The organism is Cohaesibacter gelatinilyticus, from assembly GCF_900215605.1.
GTDB classification, from domain to species: domain Bacteria; phylum Pseudomonadota; class Alphaproteobacteria; order Rhizobiales; family Cohaesibacteraceae; genus Cohaesibacter; species Cohaesibacter gelatinilyticus.
Map to the genome: position 1 here is coordinate 13,907 of NZ_OBEL01000002.1, position 16,737 is coordinate 30,643.

15 protein-coding genes are annotated in these 16,737 nt (G+C 50.6%); 10 read left to right on the top strand and 5 right to left on the bottom strand.

What is annotated here, in order from left to right; translation table 11 throughout:
* The first annotated feature begins 395 nt into the window (after window positions 1-395).
* The 3 genes from CRO57_RS10070 to CRO57_RS10080 all read left to right on the top strand — a co-directional run bounded on the left by CRO57_RS10070 (window position 396) and on the right by CRO57_RS10080 (window position 4,208).
* A complete protein-coding gene (locus CRO57_RS10070; RefSeq protein ID WP_097153337.1) occupies window positions 396-1,376 on the top strand; it encodes an NAD(P)H-quinone oxidoreductase in 981 nt (326 codons plus the stop codon).
* 320 nt (window positions 1,377-1,696) lie between these two features.
* Window positions 1,697-3,226, top strand: coding sequence for a TadE/TadG family type IV pilus assembly protein (locus tag CRO57_RS10075; protein ID WP_170956035.1), 1,530 nt, complete (start codon window positions 1,697-1,699; stop codon window positions 3,224-3,226).
* A 274-nt stretch (window positions 3,227-3,500) separates the two neighbouring features.
* Window positions 3,501-4,208, top strand: a complete 708-nt coding sequence (locus CRO57_RS10080; protein ID WP_097153339.1) for a DUF1013 domain-containing protein — start codon at window positions 3,501-3,503, stop codon at window positions 4,206-4,208.
* Window positions 4,209-4,332: 124 nt separating this feature from the next.
* Here the strand turns inward: CRO57_RS10080 and CRO57_RS10085 are convergent, their stop codons facing one another.
* A complete protein-coding gene (locus tag CRO57_RS10085) occupies window positions 4,333-6,234 on the bottom strand; it encodes a propionyl-CoA synthetase (protein WP_097153340.1) in 1,902 nt (633 codons plus the stop codon).
* 169 nt (window positions 6,235-6,403) lie between these two features.
* Here CRO57_RS10085 and CRO57_RS10090 point away from each other — a divergent pair, with 169 nt between their 5' ends.
* Both CRO57_RS10090 and CRO57_RS10095 read left to right on the top strand, forming a co-directional pair.
* Window positions 6,404-7,171: a sulfite exporter TauE/SafE family protein gene (locus CRO57_RS10090; protein WP_097153341.1), complete on the top strand. Its 768-nt coding sequence runs from the start codon at window positions 6,404-6,406 to the stop codon at window positions 7,169-7,171.
* 133 nt (window positions 7,172-7,304) lie between these two features.
* Window positions 7,305-8,930 (top strand): acyl-CoA synthetase, encoded by a 1,626-nt coding sequence (locus tag CRO57_RS10095; protein ID WP_097153342.1) that lies wholly within the window; start codon window positions 7,305-7,307, stop codon window positions 8,928-8,930.
* 113 nt (window positions 8,931-9,043) lie between these two features.
* Here the strand turns inward: CRO57_RS10095 and CRO57_RS10100 are convergent, their stop codons facing one another.
* Window positions 9,044-9,214: a YdcH family protein gene (locus CRO57_RS10100; RefSeq protein ID WP_097153343.1), complete on the bottom strand. Its 171-nt coding sequence runs from the start codon at window positions 9,212-9,214 to the stop codon at window positions 9,044-9,046.
* A gap of 99 nt (window positions 9,215-9,313) precedes the next feature.
* Here CRO57_RS10100 and CRO57_RS10105 point away from each other — a divergent pair, with 99 nt between their 5' ends.
* From CRO57_RS10105 to CRO57_RS10125, 5 genes are all read left to right on the top strand, one after another.
* Window positions 9,314-9,631, top strand: coding sequence for a YdcH family protein (locus tag CRO57_RS10105; RefSeq protein WP_342068280.1), 318 nt, complete (start codon window positions 9,314-9,316; stop codon window positions 9,629-9,631).
* Window positions 9,632-9,777: 146 nt separating this feature from the next.
* On the top strand, window positions 9,778-10,275 hold the full coding sequence (gene purE, locus CRO57_RS10110) for a 5-(carboxyamino)imidazole ribonucleotide mutase (protein WP_097153344.1): 498 nt from the start codon (window positions 9,778-9,780) through the stop codon (window positions 10,273-10,275).
* Between the two features lie 9 nt (window positions 10,276-10,284).
* A complete protein-coding gene (locus tag CRO57_RS10115; RefSeq protein ID WP_097153345.1) occupies window positions 10,285-11,367 on the top strand; it encodes a 5-(carboxyamino)imidazole ribonucleotide synthase in 1,083 nt (360 codons plus the stop codon).
* A gap of 154 nt (window positions 11,368-11,521) precedes the next feature.
* Window positions 11,522-11,749 (top strand): 30S ribosomal protein S21, encoded by a 228-nt coding sequence (gene rpsU, locus CRO57_RS10120; RefSeq protein ID WP_097153346.1) that lies wholly within the window; start codon window positions 11,522-11,524, stop codon window positions 11,747-11,749.
* 200 nt (window positions 11,750-11,949) lie between these two features.
* Window positions 11,950-12,789 carry a tetratricopeptide repeat protein gene (locus CRO57_RS10125; RefSeq protein ID WP_097153347.1) on the top strand — a complete coding sequence of 280 codons (840 nt, stop codon included), beginning with the start codon at window positions 11,950-11,952 and terminating at the stop codon, window positions 12,787-12,789.
* A gap of 121 nt (window positions 12,790-12,910) precedes the next feature.
* Here CRO57_RS10125 and CRO57_RS10130 read toward each other — a convergent pair whose 3' ends face one another.
* The 3 genes from CRO57_RS10130 to CRO57_RS10140 all read right to left on the bottom strand — a co-directional run bounded on the left by CRO57_RS10130 (window position 12,911) and on the right by CRO57_RS10140 (window position 16,623).
* A complete protein-coding gene (locus CRO57_RS10130; RefSeq protein ID WP_097153348.1) occupies window positions 12,911-13,045 on the bottom strand; it encodes an aa3-type cytochrome c oxidase subunit IV in 135 nt (44 codons plus the stop codon).
* Between the two features lie 222 nt (window positions 13,046-13,267).
* On the bottom strand, window positions 13,268-14,674 hold the full coding sequence (locus tag CRO57_RS10135) for an ABC1 kinase family protein (protein ID WP_097153349.1): 1,407 nt from the start codon (window positions 14,672-14,674) through the stop codon (window positions 13,268-13,270).
* 104 nt (window positions 14,675-14,778) lie between these two features.
* Window positions 14,779-16,623 (bottom strand): M3 family oligoendopeptidase, encoded by a 1,845-nt coding sequence (locus CRO57_RS10140; protein ID WP_097154020.1) that lies wholly within the window; start codon window positions 16,621-16,623, stop codon window positions 14,779-14,781.
* Window positions 16,624-16,737 lie beyond the last annotated feature (114 nt).

Sequence of the window (16,737 nt, forward strand, 5' to 3'; positions counted from 1 at the left end):
TAAATTCTCAAGCCCCGTAAACTTGAGATAAAAATAGCCGAAACAAAGCGCAAGATGGCGAACCAGCCCATCTTGCGCTTTTATTTTGGCACGATTAATTCCCCATACTGTCTTCCATATCATCAGCAGATCGCCTCTTGATGGCCTGCCTTGGCAAAAGAAGCTCAAACGATTTCGAGCAATCACGCCATTCAATGGCAACGCCATCCGCTACACAAGCAACGAGCGCTATCATTGATACCAACTCAGCCAATCCCAAGTCACTGAAGATAAAGGCACCCTACAAAGGCTGATTGTAGCGGTAAGTCAGCTTTGCTAATGTCGCACCGATCATCATTCAATCCGACTATCTTGCGAGAAATATCGTGCCAAACAGCAAGCCTCTCCCCATTACCATGAAAGCAATTGTTGCAAACGAGCCAGGCGGGCCGGACTGCCTGAAATTGATAGAACGCCCGGTACCAGCACCTGGCGCCAGTCAAATCCTTATCAAGGTCGCCTATGCGGGCGTGAACCGCCCCGATTGCATCCAACGCTCCGGTGGCTACCCACCTCCTCCGGGAGCTTCCGATATTTTTGGCCTCGAAATCTCTGGTGAGGTTGTTCAGATCGGTGAGGATGTCAAAGATCTTAAATTGGGCGATCAGGTCACTGCACTCGTTTCCGGTGGCGGCTATGCGCAATATTGCACGGCCGATCAGGGAAGCGTACTACCTGTCCCATCGGGCATATCAATGGAGCAAGCAGCAGGCCTGCCCGAAACCTTTTTCACGGTTTGGCACAATGTGTTCCAGCGTGCCAAACTGGAGCAAGGAGAGACATTCCTGGTCCATGGGGGCAGCTCAGGCATCGGCACCACTGCCATCCAATTGGCAAAGGCGTTTGGCGCGACCGTCATCACCACCGCTGGGAATGAGGAGAAGTGCCAGATCTGTCGGGATCTGGGGGCAGATCTGGCGATCAATTACAAAGACCAGGATTGGGTAAAGGAACTGCGTAGCTGGACCAACAAGAAAGGGGCCAATGTCATTCTCGATATGGTTGGCGGAGACTATATCACCAAAAACTACATTGCCGCTGCCAATGATGGCCGCATCGTCTCCATTGCTTTCTTGCAAGGGGGCTTGGTCGAGGCCGATTTCCGTCGCCTGATGATGAAGAGACTGGTCCATACCGGCTCGACGTTACGAGCCCGGTCAGATAGTTTCAAAGCCAAAATTGCAGATGAATTGAGAGAACAGGTCTGGCCATTGCTTTCAAAAGGCATGGTCAAACCGCTTATCTACAAAACCTATCCCCTGGAGGATGCCGGCAAGGCTCATAGGTTAATGGAAAGCTCTCAACATAGTGGCAAAATCATGCTCAGGATCGATTAGGTAAAACTGATTTGCCAGATTTCAAAGAGGCCCGCAGGCCTCTTTTTTTATAATGTTCCGTGTTGGAGGCGACTTTCTATATAGCAGCAAAGGCTCATCTCATTTCTCGTAATTCTCGTAAAATTCGAACATTGCAGTAAACCAATTTTAACCCCGTTTACCAAAAGGCTCGGGGTCAAACCCATTTGGCAAGAAGTTGGTAAGGCTATTTGGCTTCAATAGCACAAAATTATCTTGTTCCGGCTGCCACCACTTCCTTTCAGGAGGAAATCACTGCGGCCATATGCCATTGATGGCGAATGATAGAAATGGAGCCCAACATGCATAGTCAGTTAGCCAGGCAACTGAAAGCAGTGCTCAAAAGTAAAATCAGCCAGATGGGGCATACGGTGCGCTCCACGTCCCATCGTTTCTATCAGGAAGAGCAAGGCGCCGTTGCAATCATCTTTGCGCTAAGCCTTCTGCCTCTCATCGTGCTGGCAGGTGCCGCAGTTGATTATTCACGTACCAGTAGCGACCGCCAGCAATTGCAAGATGCTATAGACGCCGCTGTTCTGGCCGCAGTGAACCGCATTCCGTTGCAAAATGATGACGAAATTAGAACTTTGGTGCGCAGCTATGTTCAGGCCAATGTTCCGGGCGGCACCAATGTGAATGTCAATCTGATCGAAATCGAGCGCAATCCAAACAAGATCAAGGTCTGGGCCAACGGCTCCACCAAGACTACATTCATGAAACTGGCACAAATCAACAGTATGGATTACAAGGCCAAAAGCCAGGCAGTCTCCAGTGACAAGGCTATCGAGGTGGCCATGGTTCTGGACAATTCCGGCTCCATGGGCGGCAGTCGAATAAGAGCATTGAAACAAGCTGCAACCAGCTTGGTCAATATTCTGGAAGAAAACCAGCAAAACAGCGAAGATCTGCGCATCGCACTTGTGCCCTTCAATCATCTGGTTCGCGTGGACAAAGGCAAAAAAGATGCCAGCTGGTTGGATCAGGACAGCAAATCATCCCTACATACGAATAACCAGTCTCGCAATAGGCATCTCCGGTTACCCAGGAATTCCAATCGTCTCGAACTGTTCGAGACCCTAAGAAACACGGAATGGGAAGGATGTATGGAAGCGCGCAAACATCCTTATGATGTGAATGATACAGCACCGGATTCCAGATTTGGAGACAGCTATTATTTGCCCTTCTTCTTCCCCGATGACAGGGATGGCAGGAGCCGTTCCTATATCAGTGACAGATTGTCGGGAAGCGCCAGAAGCAATCCAATAAAGGATCGCTACGGCAAATATTATAGAAAAACCCCATCTCGTTATAACCCCAACTATGGCTGTTATATCCAGAAAATTACGCCTCTGACAAAAAACATGAACACCGTGCGTGCAGACATCAACAGAATGAACGCTGGCGGATGGACCAATATTCACATGGGCACCATCTGGGGTTTGCGTGCCCTGTCTCCACAATCACCATTGACCGAAGGTGCGCCTTATTCAGACAAAGAAACCATCAAGTTTCTGATCGTCATGTCGGATGGCGCCAATACCTATAGCGGTTATTCAGCTTATGGTTATTCCAATGACGGACGCATCTCCGGTTCTGGTTCAACCACAAATGAGATGAATAAGAGAACATTGGAATCCTGTCAGACAGCAAAAACAGCCGGCGTTCAGGTATATACCGTTGCTTATGGTAATCTCGGCTCATCAACGACAAAATTGCTGCGTGATTGCGCCACCTTGCCGGAATATGCCTTCACACCAAAAAACACGGCCCAAATGATTGCCGACTTCAAGAAGATCGCGGCTGCTCTGAACAATGTCCGCATTACCGAGTAAATCTCTGTAGCAAGGCCGAATCTGATGAGGCAGGAGGAGCAATTCTCCTGCCTCAATGCTTTGAAGCCATATGGCAGTCCGGCACTTTTTTACGAAAAGGCTCAATTGCTACTCTTGTCAACAAGACAAAGCCCCGCAAACGAGAAGAAAAAACGTTTTCTTGTTTGCTTAGTGCCTTCAATCCAAGTATAGTATATCCATTCCCTGTAATTTCAGACGAATTTCCCAAGCTAGCCCGGTAAAAACCCGAGCCAAGCAACGAAGAGGATGTACCATGTCGAATGCACCCCTGATGCCGAAAGCAACAGCAGTTTGGCTGGTCGATAACACAGCCTTGTCTTTCGATCAGATCGCTGCTTTCTGCAAACTGCATCCACTGGAAGTCAAAGCCATCGCTGATGGCGAAGCGGCCCAAGGCATCAAAGGCCTTGACCCAATCATGACTGGCCAGTTGACGCGTGAGGAGCTTGAAAAAGCACAGAATGACCCAACTTACCGGGTCAAACTGGCACCGCCAAAAGTAACTGTACCGGAGCCAAAGCGTCGTGGCCCACGCTATACACCTGTTTCCAAGCGTCAGGATCGCCCAAATGCCATTCTTTGGTTGGTACGGAACCATCCTGAACTGAAAGATGCTCAGATTGTACGTCTGGTTGGCACCACCAAGCCAACCATTGAGGCCATCCGCAATCGCACCCATTGGAACAGTGCGCAGCTGACACCAATGGATCCTGTAACTCTTGGTATTTGTAAGCAGATTGATCTGGATCTGGAAGTCAAGAAGTCCGCGGCTGATGCCCCTGCCCGTCAGGAGCTGCCGGAAGATCCGACTCTTCTGTCTCCGGAAGAATCCATCAATCCTGCAGATCCGTTTGGCAACTTCAAGCCAGCCGAAGCACCACAGGAAGAACCAAATCTTCCAGATGCCGCTTCTGTCTTTGCCAATTTTTCCCCTGCCCCTCAGGAAGAAAACGAAGAATAGCTTCAAGCGATCAGGCACAAATCAAAAAGCCGGGCATCGCCCGGCTTTTTTGTGTTCATCTCACAGCGTGAAAAAGGGGACACTGGCCCCTTCTTCAATTCAATAAAGTCCTGATCCTTCGATCTTACAGGCCATGCTCTTTCAGAGCTTCACCAATTTCATCCAGAATGGCTGGATCATCAATGGTTGCTGGCATTTTATACTCTTCGTTGTCTGCAATCTTGCGCATGGTGCCACGAAGAATCTTGCCGGAGCGGGTCTTTGGCAGGCGATCAACAGTCACGGCAATCTTGAAGGCTGCAACAGGACCGATCTTCTCTCGCACCAGCCTGACCAGTTCTTTCTCGATTTCAGCAGGTGTACGATCAACACCAGACTTCAGAACCACGAAACCGGCAGGTAGCTGACCTTTGAGCTTGTCAGCAATACCAATCACGGCACATTCGGCAACATCCGGATGGGCAGAGAGCACCTCTTCCATGGCGCCGGTGGACAGACGATGACCCGCCACATTGATAATGTCATCGGTGCGAGACATGATGTAAAGATAGCCATTCTCATCCATATAGCCCGCATCACCGGTCTGGTAATAGCCAGGAAACTCTTCCAGATAGGAAGACCGGAACCGCTCATCATTCTGCCACAGGCCAGGCAGGTTGCCCGGAGCCATCGGCAACTTGATCACGATATTGCCCATATCGCCTGCAGCCACCTGATGGCCATCAGATCCAACGATCTGAACGTCATAACCAGGCATAGCGACAGTCGGAGAACCGTGAATAACAGGCAACAGCTCAATGCCAACCGGATTGGCGGCAATCGCCCAACCGGTCTCTGTCTGCCACCAGTGATCAATCACCGGCACTTTCAGCATATCTTCTGCCCACTGAACGGTATCAGGGTCAGCGCGCTCACCTGCCAGAAACAGAGTACGCAGCTTGGACAGATCATATTTGCCAATGAATTCGCCGTTCGGATCTTCTTTCTTGATCGCACGGAAAGCGGTCGGTGCAGTGAAGAGAGAGACAACATTGTGCTCATTGATCACACGCCAGAAGGTGCCTGCATCTGGCGTACCCACAGGCTTGCCTTCAAACAGGACAGTCGTCGCGCCATGCACCAGCGGCGCATAAACGATATAGGAATGGCCAACAACCCAGCCCACATCTGACGCAGCCCAGAACACTTCACCCGGTTGGATGTCATAAAGGTTCTTCATGGACCAGCTAAGCGCAACCATATGACCACCATTGTCGCGCACAACGCCTTTTGGCTGACCGGTGGTGCCAGAAGTATACAGCACATAAAGCGGATCTGTTGCAGCAACAGGCACACAAGGCACTTCGCGGCCAGCGTCAATCGCAGCAGCAACGCCCGCGCTATAATCAACGTCACGACCTTCAATCAGATCACAACTCAACTGCTCGCGCTGGAAGACAATACAAGATGTTGGCTTGTGCTCAGCCAACTCAATGGCCTCATCAAGAAGCGGCTTATAGGCAATCACGCGTCCCGGCTCGATGCCGCAAGAGGCAGAGATGATCGCCTTTGGCTTGGCATCATTGAGGCGTGTTGCAAGCTCATTCGCCGCAAAACCACCGAAGACCACGGAATGAATGGCACCGATACGCGCACAAGCCAGCATCGCGAAGGCCGCTTGTGGGATCATTGGCATATAGATGACAACGCGATCGCCTTTTTCAACGCCCTGATCCTGCAGTACAGCCGCCAGCGCCTGCACTTGAGCTTTCACGTCCCGATAAGTGAACTTGGCATTGGAGCCAGTGATCGGACTATCATAAATGATGGCATCCTGATCACCACGCTCGCCATCAGCATGGCGATCAACCGCATTGTAGCAGGTGTTACATTCCGCACCGGCAAACCAGCGACCATAAACATCCAGATCGGCATCAAAAACCTTGTCAGCAGGTTTGAACCAGTCGACCGCCTTGGCAGCCTCTCCCCAGAAGCCCTCGGGATCTTGTTTCCAGCTATTATAAACGTCTTTATATTGTGCGCTCATGCGAGGCCTCCCAAAGAAATGCAGATTTGCTCCATAAATACCGCGCCACCAGCTCGTCGTCTATTGAGCAAAAAGAGCAACTTCTGCGACAATTTATTCGACTTTTAGCCGGGGGGCCGCTAAGCAGAAGCGCATCCCCACCATTGACCCGCCAAATTCGGGGCACTTCATGCCATTGCCTGCCGACTTTTATTTCTTCGCAATTCCCGCCGTCATCCTGGTTGGCCTGTCCAAAGGTGGCTTTGCTGGTTCCATGGGCATGTTAGGCGTGCCTATTATGGCGCTCAGCCTGTCTCCGGTGCAAGCAGCCGCTATCATGCTACCCATTCTGGTGGTCATGGACATGGTCGGACTTTGGGCCTATCGCGGTAAGGCGGACTGGTCGATCTTGCAGATCATGATCCCGGCTGCTTGCCTTGGCATTGGCCTTGGCTGGTTGATGGCCGATCTATTGAGCGCTGAACTGATTCGACTGGCCGTAGGCCTGACTGCACTGGCTTTCGTATTCGATTATGCATTGGGCAAACTCAAAAAGAATGGCTCTGAACAAGAACAGCCCGAAAAAGGCTCAATCTCGGCCATTTTCTGGGGTGCCGTCTCAGGCCTGACCAGCTTTATCGCCCATGTTGGCGGCCCACCTTACCAAATCCATACGCTCTCTTTGAGACTGGACAAAATCACTTTCGTCGCCACCTCAGTTTATTTTTTCACGATCGTCAACGCCATCAAGCTTGTCCCTTATTTCGCACTTGGACAATTCTCGACCCAGAATTTGCAAACATCCCTGACCTTGCTACCCCTTGCACCAATCGCGACATTGACTGGCATCTGGCTTGTGCGTCATATCAGCCAAACTTACTTCTATCGACTTGCCTATAGCGCCATGTTCGTCATCGCTCTGAAGTTGATCTGGGATAGCGTCACAGCATGGCTCTAGTCAGTTTCACCCTTTAGCCACTTGCGCGGGCGCTCTCTTTTCGCTTCAATTATCTTTCCTTCATCCTGGGATTCATCCAGGACCAAGATCAGAATGGGTTATTCCGTTCACCTAGCTGGAAAGTGCAATCGCGATGACCAATCCCTTTGACAGCAATCTCGACAAGAATCCCGCCAATCATATCCCGTTGTCTCCGCTTACCTTTCTGGAAAGATCAGCAACGATCCATCCAGAACACACCGCATGGGTACATGGCAAAAACCGCAAGACTTATGGGGAGTTTTACAATCGCTGTCGCCAGTTTGCCTCTGCCCTTTCCAAGCGGGGCCTTGGCAAGGGAGATGTGGTCTCGGTCATGCTGCCAAACATCCCCGCCATGCTGGAAGCCCATTATGGTGTACCCATGGTAGGGGCGGTGTTGCACACCATCAACACTCGACTGGATCCCGCCATCATCGCCTTCCAGCTGGAACATGCGGAAAGCAAAATGGTAATCATCGACACCGAGTTTGCCGATGTCATGAAAGAAGCCCTGATTCTGGCAGATATCGATCCGGTCATCGTCCAATATGAAGATCCTGAATTCCCGCAGACCGGTCCGTATATTGGTGAGCTGGAATATGAAAATCTGCTAAGCGAAGGGGATCCAGATTTCGACTGGCCGGGCATTGATGATGAATGGGACGCCATAGCGCTGAACTACACTTCCGGCACCACAGGTGACCCCAAAGGCGTGGTCTATCACCATCGCGGTGCCTATCTGATGGGCTATGCCAATATCATCTCGGCCAATCTGGCCAAACACCCCGTCTATCTCTGGACATTGCCGATGTTTCACTGCAACGGCTGGTGTTTCCCCTGGTCGCTCTCTGTTGTTGCCGGCACTCATATTTGTCTACGAGCAGTCCGCGCCAAAGCCATTTTTGATATCATGGCCGATGAAGGCGTCACTCATCTCTGCGGCGCACCCATTGTCATGTCAACATTGCTCAATGCCTCTTCAGATGAAAAACGAGAGCTAACTGACACGGTAGAATTCATCACAGCCGCTGCACCACCCCCGGAATCGATTCTGGCTGGCATGGCGGATGCCGGTTTCAACGTCACTCACGTCTACGGCCTGACCGAAACCTATGGGCCTTCCGTTGTCAATGAATGGAAACAGGAATGGTCTGAACTGGATGGCGCCAATCAGGCAGCTCGCAAAGCCCGTCAGGGCGTGCGCTATCCTGCGCTCGAAGATCTGACCGTGCTGGACCCTGAAACCATGGAACCAGTACCGGCCGATGGCGAAACCATTGGCGAAGTGATGTTCCGCGGCAACATTGTCATGAAGGGTTATTTCAAGAATGCAGGAGCCACCAATCAGTCTTTCTATGATGGCTGGTTCCATTCCGGCGATCTGGGTGTCATGCATCCAGATGGATATGTTCAGCTGAAGGATCGTTCCAAGGATATCATCATTTCCGGCGGCGAGAATATTTCCTCGATTGAGGTCGAAGAAGCCCTATATAAGCATCCAGAGGTTACCGCAGCTGCAGTCGTTGCCAAACCCGATGACAAATGGGGCGAAACTCCGTGTGCCTTTGTCGAGGTTGCAGGTGATACCTCACTCAGTGAGCAGGATCTGATCACTTGGTGTCGAGATCATCTGGCACACTATAAAACACCGAAACAGATTGTCTTTGAGGAGCTTCCCAAGACCTCAACCGGCAAGATCCAGAAATTCGTTCTACGTGAGCGTGCCAAAACACTTTGAGCTTGGATTTGTAGACAGTAAAAGCCCGCATCAAACGCGGGCTTTCCCAAACCTGATCAACAAAAAAGCCACGGTCAATAACCGTGGCTTTTTTAAGCTGGAATATGAAAGACTTACTCACCTGCTTTCAGTTTTTCTATCTCATCTTTCAGCAGGAGCTTTCGCCTTTTCATATCCGCAATTTCGAGATCATCGACGGATGGGTGATTTGCCGCATCTTCAATCTCTTTGCCCAGAACCTCATGACGACGTTCCAGTTCCAGGATATGCGCTTCCAGAGCCATTTACTCCTCCATACTATCAGTTGAGATAGGTAAAGTGTGACATATCCATGACTATCTGTCGAGATCAATCACCCTCCGCACACAGCAAGCTGAACCATTATGACAGGGCCAAAATTTAATAAGTGGAAAACCCAACTGTCAATTGCATGCTTGCAAGATTATCAAAGCCATTGTATTGATTTTCATAGACTTAATGAGATCGGCGGCATCATGAACGTAGAAAATGAAGAGGAAATTCGCCACCAAATGGCAAAGCTCAAAATTGAGCATGGCGATTTGGATCTGGCTATTCAGGCTCTTGAAGAAAAAAGTGCCGGCAATCTCTTGCCTATACAGCGACTGAAGAAGAAAAAACTGGCCATCAAAGATCAAATACAGCGACTGGAAAACCAACTCTTTCCAGATATCATTGCTTGAAGATGAACTCTGTCCTTATGCTCGCATAGAGGCAGCAATAGTGCGGACACCAATCACATTTCTCGCCTTGCTCGAACGCCAAATTTTTCTATAATCGCGCCTTCTTGAAATGAGCGCCACATATAGGCATTTGCAGGATCTTTTTCATGACCGACCAAGCCACACCCGTCGCCATTATTATGGGCAGCCAATCCGATTGGCCTACCATGCGCAACGCTGCCGAAGTCCTAGATGCCCTGAATGTGGGCTATGAAGCCAAAATCATTTCTGCACACCGCACACCAGACCGCATGGCCGACTTTGCCAAGTCTGCCAAGAAGGATGGTTTCAAGGTGATCATCGCAGGTGCGGGTGGCGCCGCCCATTTGCCTGGCATGACAGCCTCCATGACCCCGCTCCCTGTTCTCGGTGTTCCAGTGCAGTCCAAGGCGCTCAGCGGTCAGGACTCGCTTCTCTCCATTGTTCAAATGCCAGCGGGTATTCCGGTTGGAACCTTGGCAATTGGTCGCGCAGGCGCAGTCAATGCAGGCCTTATGGCAGCAGCCATACTCGCCACCACCGATGATGAACTGGCAATACGATTGGATACCTGGCGTCAAAAACAATCCGATTCCATCGCGCTCGCTCCCGTCGACGAAGAATAAGGCTCGAAAATGCTCAATCCTGGAGATACCATCGGCATTCTTGGCGGAGGTCAGCTTGGCCGTATGATGGCGCTTGCGGCTGCCAAACTGGGTCTGAAAGCCCATATCTATTGTCCCGATGAGAACAGCCCCGCCTTTGATGTCACCCCCTACAAGACAGTGGCAGATTATGAAGACGAGGCAGCCCTTGAAGCCTTTGCACAAGAAGTCAGCGTGGTAACCTACGAGTTTGAGAATATTCCGGCACTGGCCGTCGATTTTCTGAAAGCACGCCTTTCGGTTCTGCCCAATGACAATGTATTGAAAGTCTCGCAAGATAGACTGACCGAGAAGAATTTCTTCAACACCATCGACATAAAGACTGCGGGCTTTGCTCCCATCGACAATCAGGACGATCTCCATCAGGCAGTGGAGAGCCTCGGTCTGCCAGCCCTTTTGAAAACCCGCCGCTTTGGTTATGATGGCAAAGGCCAGAAATTTCTCAAAACTCCGGAAGATCTAGCCGGAGCCTTTGAAGAGATTGGCGCTCAGCCAGCTATTCTGGAAGCCTTTGTGCCTTTCGAGCGTGAAATATCGGTAATCGCTGCACGAAATGAACAAGGTCAGACGGTCTCCTATGACATAGCAGAAAATGTTCACAAGGATCAGATCCTCAACACCACGACGGTTCCAGCCAATATTGACGCCAATATCGCAGCCCAAGCCCGCAAGATCGGTGAATCAGTTGCCGCAGAGCTCGATTATGTGGGGGTTCTGGCTGTTGAGCTGTTCCTGCTGCCCGAGAGCTTCGAGAATCGCCTGGTTGCCAACGAGATGGCACCACGCGTACACAATTCAGGCCATTGGACCGAAGCCGCTTGTCTTGTTTCCCAATTCGAACAGCATATCCGTGCGGTTGCTGGATGGCCTTTGGGCAGCTCAGAGCGGCATAGTGACGTTGTCATGACAAATCTGATCGGCGATGATATCGAGCAGAGATCACAATTGCTGGAAAACAGCCAGATTTCCTATCATTCCTATGGCAAGGCAGAAACACGCCAAGGCCGCAAAATGGGGCATTTCAATAAAATATCACAAAGAAGCCACGACTAAAGCCGCTTTTTTTGGCAAAAAGCCTCAAAAGCACTCTTGCTCCGGTAGACAAGCCGCACTTGGTCTGGTAGAACGCCCCAAAAGCTCGGGCACTGTCTAGGCAGTGACCGATTTTTTGTATTCATCCTAACATAACCAACTCGGGAATTGACGCGTGCAGGTACTCGTCCGCGATAACAATGTAGACCAAGCCCTGAAGGCACTGAAAAAGAAACTTCAGCGTGAAGGTGTATTCCGCGAAATGAAAATGCGGAACTTCTATGAAAAGCCATCTGAAAAGAAGGCTCGTGAAAAAGCTGAAGCCGTTCGTCGTGCTCGCAAACTGGCTCGCAAGCGGGCTCAGCGCGAAGGTCTTCTGCCATCCAAAGGCCGTGGTCGCTAATATTCCCAAGGTTTAAGGTCTTCTCAAAGCGGTGCTTTGAAAGACCTTGTTCCAAGGGAAAACAAGACAGTCTGTCAAGCCTGTCTTTTTGCCTCATTTTGGCCAGACTGTCATGAAACAGACTTCATCATCCAGTCAGCCTTGCAGGTAGCATGTCTTCCTGCGAGCAGAGGCAAATTAAAAACCAGGTTCGGTCCGCCATGCATTTCAAGCCAAAATCCAAGCAGCTCTTTTCAATTGCCTGCCTTTGCCTTGGCTTGGCCGCATGCCAAACAGCAGGATTAGGCAGCAGTGATTTCGAACGAAATGCTGGCTCTTCCGATAATATAGCATCCCTGAATCAGATCATTGCGCAGCAGCCCAATGATGCCAATGCCTATAACATCCGAGGCACTGCTTTTGGACGTTCCGGCAATTTCAGTGAGGCGATTCGGGACTATAGTCAGGCAATCGCCCTGAACCCGAACTTCCATCAGGCCTATGCCAATAGAGCCCTGATTCATAAAAAGACCGGCAACTTTGCCGCTGCTGTGGCCGATTACAACAGGGCCATTTCTCTCAAACCATCCTATGATGTCGCTCTGATTGGGCGCGGTGATATTTTCCGCATCCAGAAAGACTATGCACAGGCTATAGGCGATTATAATCAGGCCATTGCGGCTCGTACCCGTGATCCACGCGCTTATTATCATCGCGGTTTGATTTATCAGCAGCAGCGCAATCACAATCAGGCCATCGAAGACTTTACTTTCGCTCTCAGCCTGGATGCCTCCAATCCGAATGCCTTCAATTCGCGCGGTGTCAGCTATCTGGCTCAGAATGACATGCGCGGTGCTCTGGGCGATTTCTCCAATGCCGTAAAAATGGACCGGAAGAATTATCGTGCCTGGACAAACCAAGGCATTGCTCTGGAGCGATTGGGCAATTATCAGAAGGCCTATGATTCTTATGCGCAGGCCAAATTCATCAGCCCAAGCTACAGCCCGGCTGTCAACGGCATGAATCGCACACGCAAGCTGAAAAGCCAGAAGAGCATTTGATCTGCCAATTGCTCCCCCTGCTTGCCTCTGACGCAACAAATCCCTTTATTCGACATAAAAAAAGCGCCCTTCACGAGAAGGACGCCAATCATTTGCAATAATCGTGCTTCCGGTTGAACACTTACAACAGTGTTGCCGCCATCACGATCAGCAAAAGCACCATAGCTATGGTACCCCATTTGGTGAGATTAACGAACATATTATAGGTTTTATTATGCTCGTCATAATCCATAACCGGATTTAGCTCTTCACTCATAGATTGCCCCTCGCATCTAAAATGACTGGAAAGATCTCTGCATAATGATAATTTTGTGATCCAACGCACAAATGTTACCCCACGGATCGCAACAGAGTTGAATCTATTTGAGAGCCGCGGTCAAACATTGACAAAGTCAGAATGCAAAAGGACCATTATGCGAAGGTCTTTTTGGATGCCACACCATAACGCGACAAAATAGCACAGGTAAAGTACCTTTCTTTAACTCTGACCTTCCGTCAGCCAAGAAGCTGCTTTCAAACCATACCGAGCATCCAACAAGCGGTGCTGCGAGAAATCCTCTATCTGCTCATTGAAGAGCTGATAGAAATTCATTTCCGCCCGCAGATGCAGAAAGACCCCACCAAGGCCAATCGCTGCACGATCCATGAAAACAAATTCACGTGGCACGGTGACAGGGCCAAGACGCTTCAGCTCTGCATGCACCTTCATGGCTTGCCCACGGCCATATTCGGCAGGACTGATCCCGTCGGCAATAGAGCGCACCCGGTCAGTAAGGAGCGGCCCATATATGAAACCCGCCCAGATATTGAGTACATCAATCAGCTCATTTGAAAGATTATTAAAGCCCCAGCTTTCATAGGCATGAACAATCCGGTCCCGATCGTCAGTACGAAGCCCATGATAGAGATCGACAACCCCCTGTACGAAGGCGGGCGGGAAGATACGAATGCAGCCATAGTCAAGAAGGTTGATACCCTTTGGACGTCCATCTTCTTCAAAGACCGTATAGTTACCCAAATGCGGATCGCCATGAATCACCCCATAATGGGCGAAAGGGTACCACCATGCACGAAACATCGCTGCGGTCAGATGATTACGGTCCTCGAGACTGGCATCTTTGTAATCCAGCATCTTGCGACCATCGAGCCAGGACATGGTAAGTAAACGACCAGTAGAGAGATCTTCATGAAGATCTGGAACCCGAATGCCTTCATCCTGCTCAAAGATCTCACGATAAAGCGACATATGCCGCCCCTCGCGCTCATAATCCAGTTCTTCGCGAACCCGGTCTGCTATCTCCTTGGCAATCTCTCGCGTATCGATAGCCGACTGCATGGTGCGATGGACTGAGAGCGCAAGATTCAGCTGTTTTACATCGGCATCCACTGCCGAGGCCATATCGGGATATTGCAGCTTGCAAGCCAGCCGAGTGCCATCTTCAAGGCTTGCCTTGTGCACCTGCCCCAGGGATGCCGCAGCTGATGGCTCATGTTCAAACTCAGCAAACCGTTTCTGCCACCCAGCACCCAGTTCGCTTTTCATACGGCGTTTGACAAAGATCCAGCCCATGGGCGGAGCATCAGACTGTAATTGCGCCAGCTCGGCAGCATATTCGGCTGGCACGGCATCGGGGACCGTAGCCAAAAGCTGTGCCACCTTCATCAGCGGCCCTTTCAGACCACCCAGAACCTGCGCCAGATCTGCAGCTTCGCGCGACAGATCAACATCCTTACCAAAGAGACGCGAGCTGGCGGCTCTGGCCACAAAGCCCCCCATGCCGGACGATACCTTGGCATAACGTTTCACCCGCCCGCCAAGACGGTTCTTTTCCTCATCCGACAAGGACGATTGGTCAGCATTGGAATCAATCGGCACTTTGCTCATCTGATAGTCCTTAAATGGGGCGGATATAAACTACATTTATGAATGTACGCATCAAACAACAAGGGGGACCAACGTCCCCCTCATCTTTCAGATCTTTTGTTTAATCACTGCCCTTCAAGCGCTTCCAGCTCTGCAATCAGCCCCTCGATCACCGAGAGGCCCTTGGACCAGAAATCCGGATCCTTGGCATCAAGGCCAAATGGTGCCAAAAGCTCGGAATGATGCTTGGAACCACCTGCACTGAGCATCTCGAAATATTTCTCGACAAAACTCTCATCGCTATTCTGATAAACCGAATAAAGGCTGTTCACCAGACAATCGCCAAAGGCGTAGGCATAAACATAGAAAGGTGAATGGATGAAGTGGGGGATATAAGCCCAGAAGGTTTCGTAACCTTCAGACAGACGCACATGCGGTCCAAGGCTCTCTGCCTGAACACTCATCCAGAGCTCACAAATCTGATCGGCGGTCAGCTCACCATCCTGACGAGCAATATGGAGCTTGCGCTCAAACAGATAAAAGGCGATCTGGCGCACAACTGTGTTGAGCATGTCTTCGACCTTGCCCGCCAACAGCGCACGGCGCTGCTCCACGCCTTCTGCCTTGGAAAGCAAGGAACGGAAAGTCAGCATCTCGCCGAAAACTGATGCAGTCTCAGCCAATGTCAGAGGTGTCGGAGCCATCAAAGCCCCCTGCTCTGCTGCCAAGACCTGATGCACACCATGGCCCAATTCATGAGCCAGCGTCATCACATCGCGTGGTTTGCCAAGATAATTGAGCAACACATAAGGATGCGCGCTTGGAACGGTTGGATGAGCGAATGCACCGGGAGATTTACCCTCACGTACTGGTGCATCAATCCAGCCTTTGTCAAAGAATTGCCCGGAAATCTCGGCCATCTTTGGAGAGAAGCCACCATAGGCATCCTGCACAATGGCCTTGGCTTCATCCCAGCCGATCACTTTGCTTTCAACCTTTGGCAATGGCGCATTACGATCCCAATGCTCCAGCACATCCTTACCGAACCATTTGGCTTTCAGCTTGTAATAACGATGCGAAAGATTTGGATAGGCCTTCTGCACGGCATCCACCAACGCATCCACGACTTCCCGCTCAACCCGATTGGCCAGATGACGACCGTCGGCCACATCTTCGAACCCGCGCCATTGATCGGAAATCGCCTTGTCCTTGGCCAGTACGTTGGAGATCAAACCAAAGGTGCCAAGGTTTTTCTTGAAGGTTGTCGCAAGAGCATCCGATGCGGCTTTGCGTTTTGCCTCATCTTCATCGGTGAGCAAATTCAATGTCTGCTCAATTGCCAGCTCTTGCACTCCGTCCGCCAGTTCCACCTTGAAACGCAAACCTGCCATCGTTTCATCAAACAAACGGTTCCAGGCAGCAGCACCGGTCACAGACTTTTCGTGGAACAACTGCTCGATCTTGTCTTCCAGCTGATAAGGCTTCTCTTTACGCAGATCTTCGATCCATGGCGCATAATAGGCCAACGCTTTGCTTGCCTTGATGCAGCCTTCCAGCACATCGTCGGAAATACGGTTCAGTTCCAACTCAAAGAACAGCAGAATGGTAGAAAGATTGGTGATACGCTCCTGAACATCGCCATAGAATTTGGCTCGCTCTGGATCGGTGGTATTGCCACTATAGACCAGACCAGCGAAGGAAATGATACGCCCCAGGCCGTCCTGCATGGCTTCATATCGTTTCAAGGCGTTGGCCAATTGATCACCACCATCGGCCTTACCCAACATGGTTACCAATTCACCTTGGTAATCCTTGGCAAAAGACTTCGCTTCCTCTTCCATTTTGGAAAAATCACTATCAATGGCCAAATCGTCCATTCCCGCATATAGATCCGCCAAATTCCATTCCGGCAATCCGGCAAGACCACTCTCCTGCGCTGCACCTGCTTCACTTGAATAAACCGCATCCATATGCGGAGAACCAACATGAGAAGAGTTACGAGAAGAGATCATGCTGCGAAACATGGAAAGCTGATGCACCATTAAAAGAACCTTTTGCCAAATCCACCCATTAGCCAGGACAGA

Excerpts from the sequence above, each read along its gene's own strand:
- CRO57_RS10070 (WP_097153337.1), top strand. The coding sequence starts at position 396 with ATGAAAGCAATTGTTGCAAACGAGCCAGGCGGGCCGGACTGCCTGAAA.
- CRO57_RS10075 (WP_170956035.1), top strand. The coding sequence starts at position 1,697 with ATGCATAGTCAGTTAGCCAGGCAACTGAAAGCAGTGCTCAAAAGTAAA.
- CRO57_RS10080 (WP_097153339.1), top strand. The coding sequence starts at position 3,501 with ATGTCGAATGCACCCCTGATGCCGAAAGCAACAGCAGTTTGGCTGGTC.
- CRO57_RS10085 (WP_097153340.1), bottom strand. The coding sequence starts at position 6,234 with ATGAGCGCACAATATAAAGACGTTTATAATAGCTGGAAACAAGATCCC.
- CRO57_RS10090 (WP_097153341.1), top strand. The coding sequence starts at position 6,404 with ATGCCATTGCCTGCCGACTTTTATTTCTTCGCAATTCCCGCCGTCATC.
- CRO57_RS10095 (WP_097153342.1), top strand. The coding sequence starts at position 7,305 with ATGACCAATCCCTTTGACAGCAATCTCGACAAGAATCCCGCCAATCAT.
- CRO57_RS10100 (WP_097153343.1), bottom strand. The coding sequence starts at position 9,214 with ATGGCTCTGGAAGCGCATATCCTGGAACTGGAACGTCGTCATGAGGTT.
- CRO57_RS10105 (WP_342068280.1), top strand. The coding sequence starts at position 9,314 with ATGACAGGGCCAAAATTTAATAAGTGGAAAACCCAACTGTCAATTGCA.
- purE (WP_097153344.1), top strand. The coding sequence starts at position 9,778 with ATGACCGACCAAGCCACACCCGTCGCCATTATTATGGGCAGCCAATCC.
- CRO57_RS10115 (WP_097153345.1), top strand. The coding sequence starts at position 10,285 with ATGCTCAATCCTGGAGATACCATCGGCATTCTTGGCGGAGGTCAGCTT.
- CRO57_RS10125 (WP_097153347.1), top strand. The coding sequence starts at position 11,950 with ATGCATTTCAAGCCAAAATCCAAGCAGCTCTTTTCAATTGCCTGCCTT.
- CRO57_RS10130 (WP_097153348.1), bottom strand. The coding sequence starts at position 13,045 with ATGAGTGAAGAGCTAAATCCGGTTATGGATTATGACGAGCATAATAAA.
- CRO57_RS10135 (WP_097153349.1), bottom strand. The coding sequence starts at position 14,674 with ATGAGCAAAGTGCCGATTGATTCCAATGCTGACCAATCGTCCTTGTCG.
- CRO57_RS10140 (WP_097154020.1), bottom strand. The coding sequence starts at position 16,623 with ATGGATGCGGTTTATTCAAGTGAAGCAGGTGCAGCGCAGGAGAGTGGT.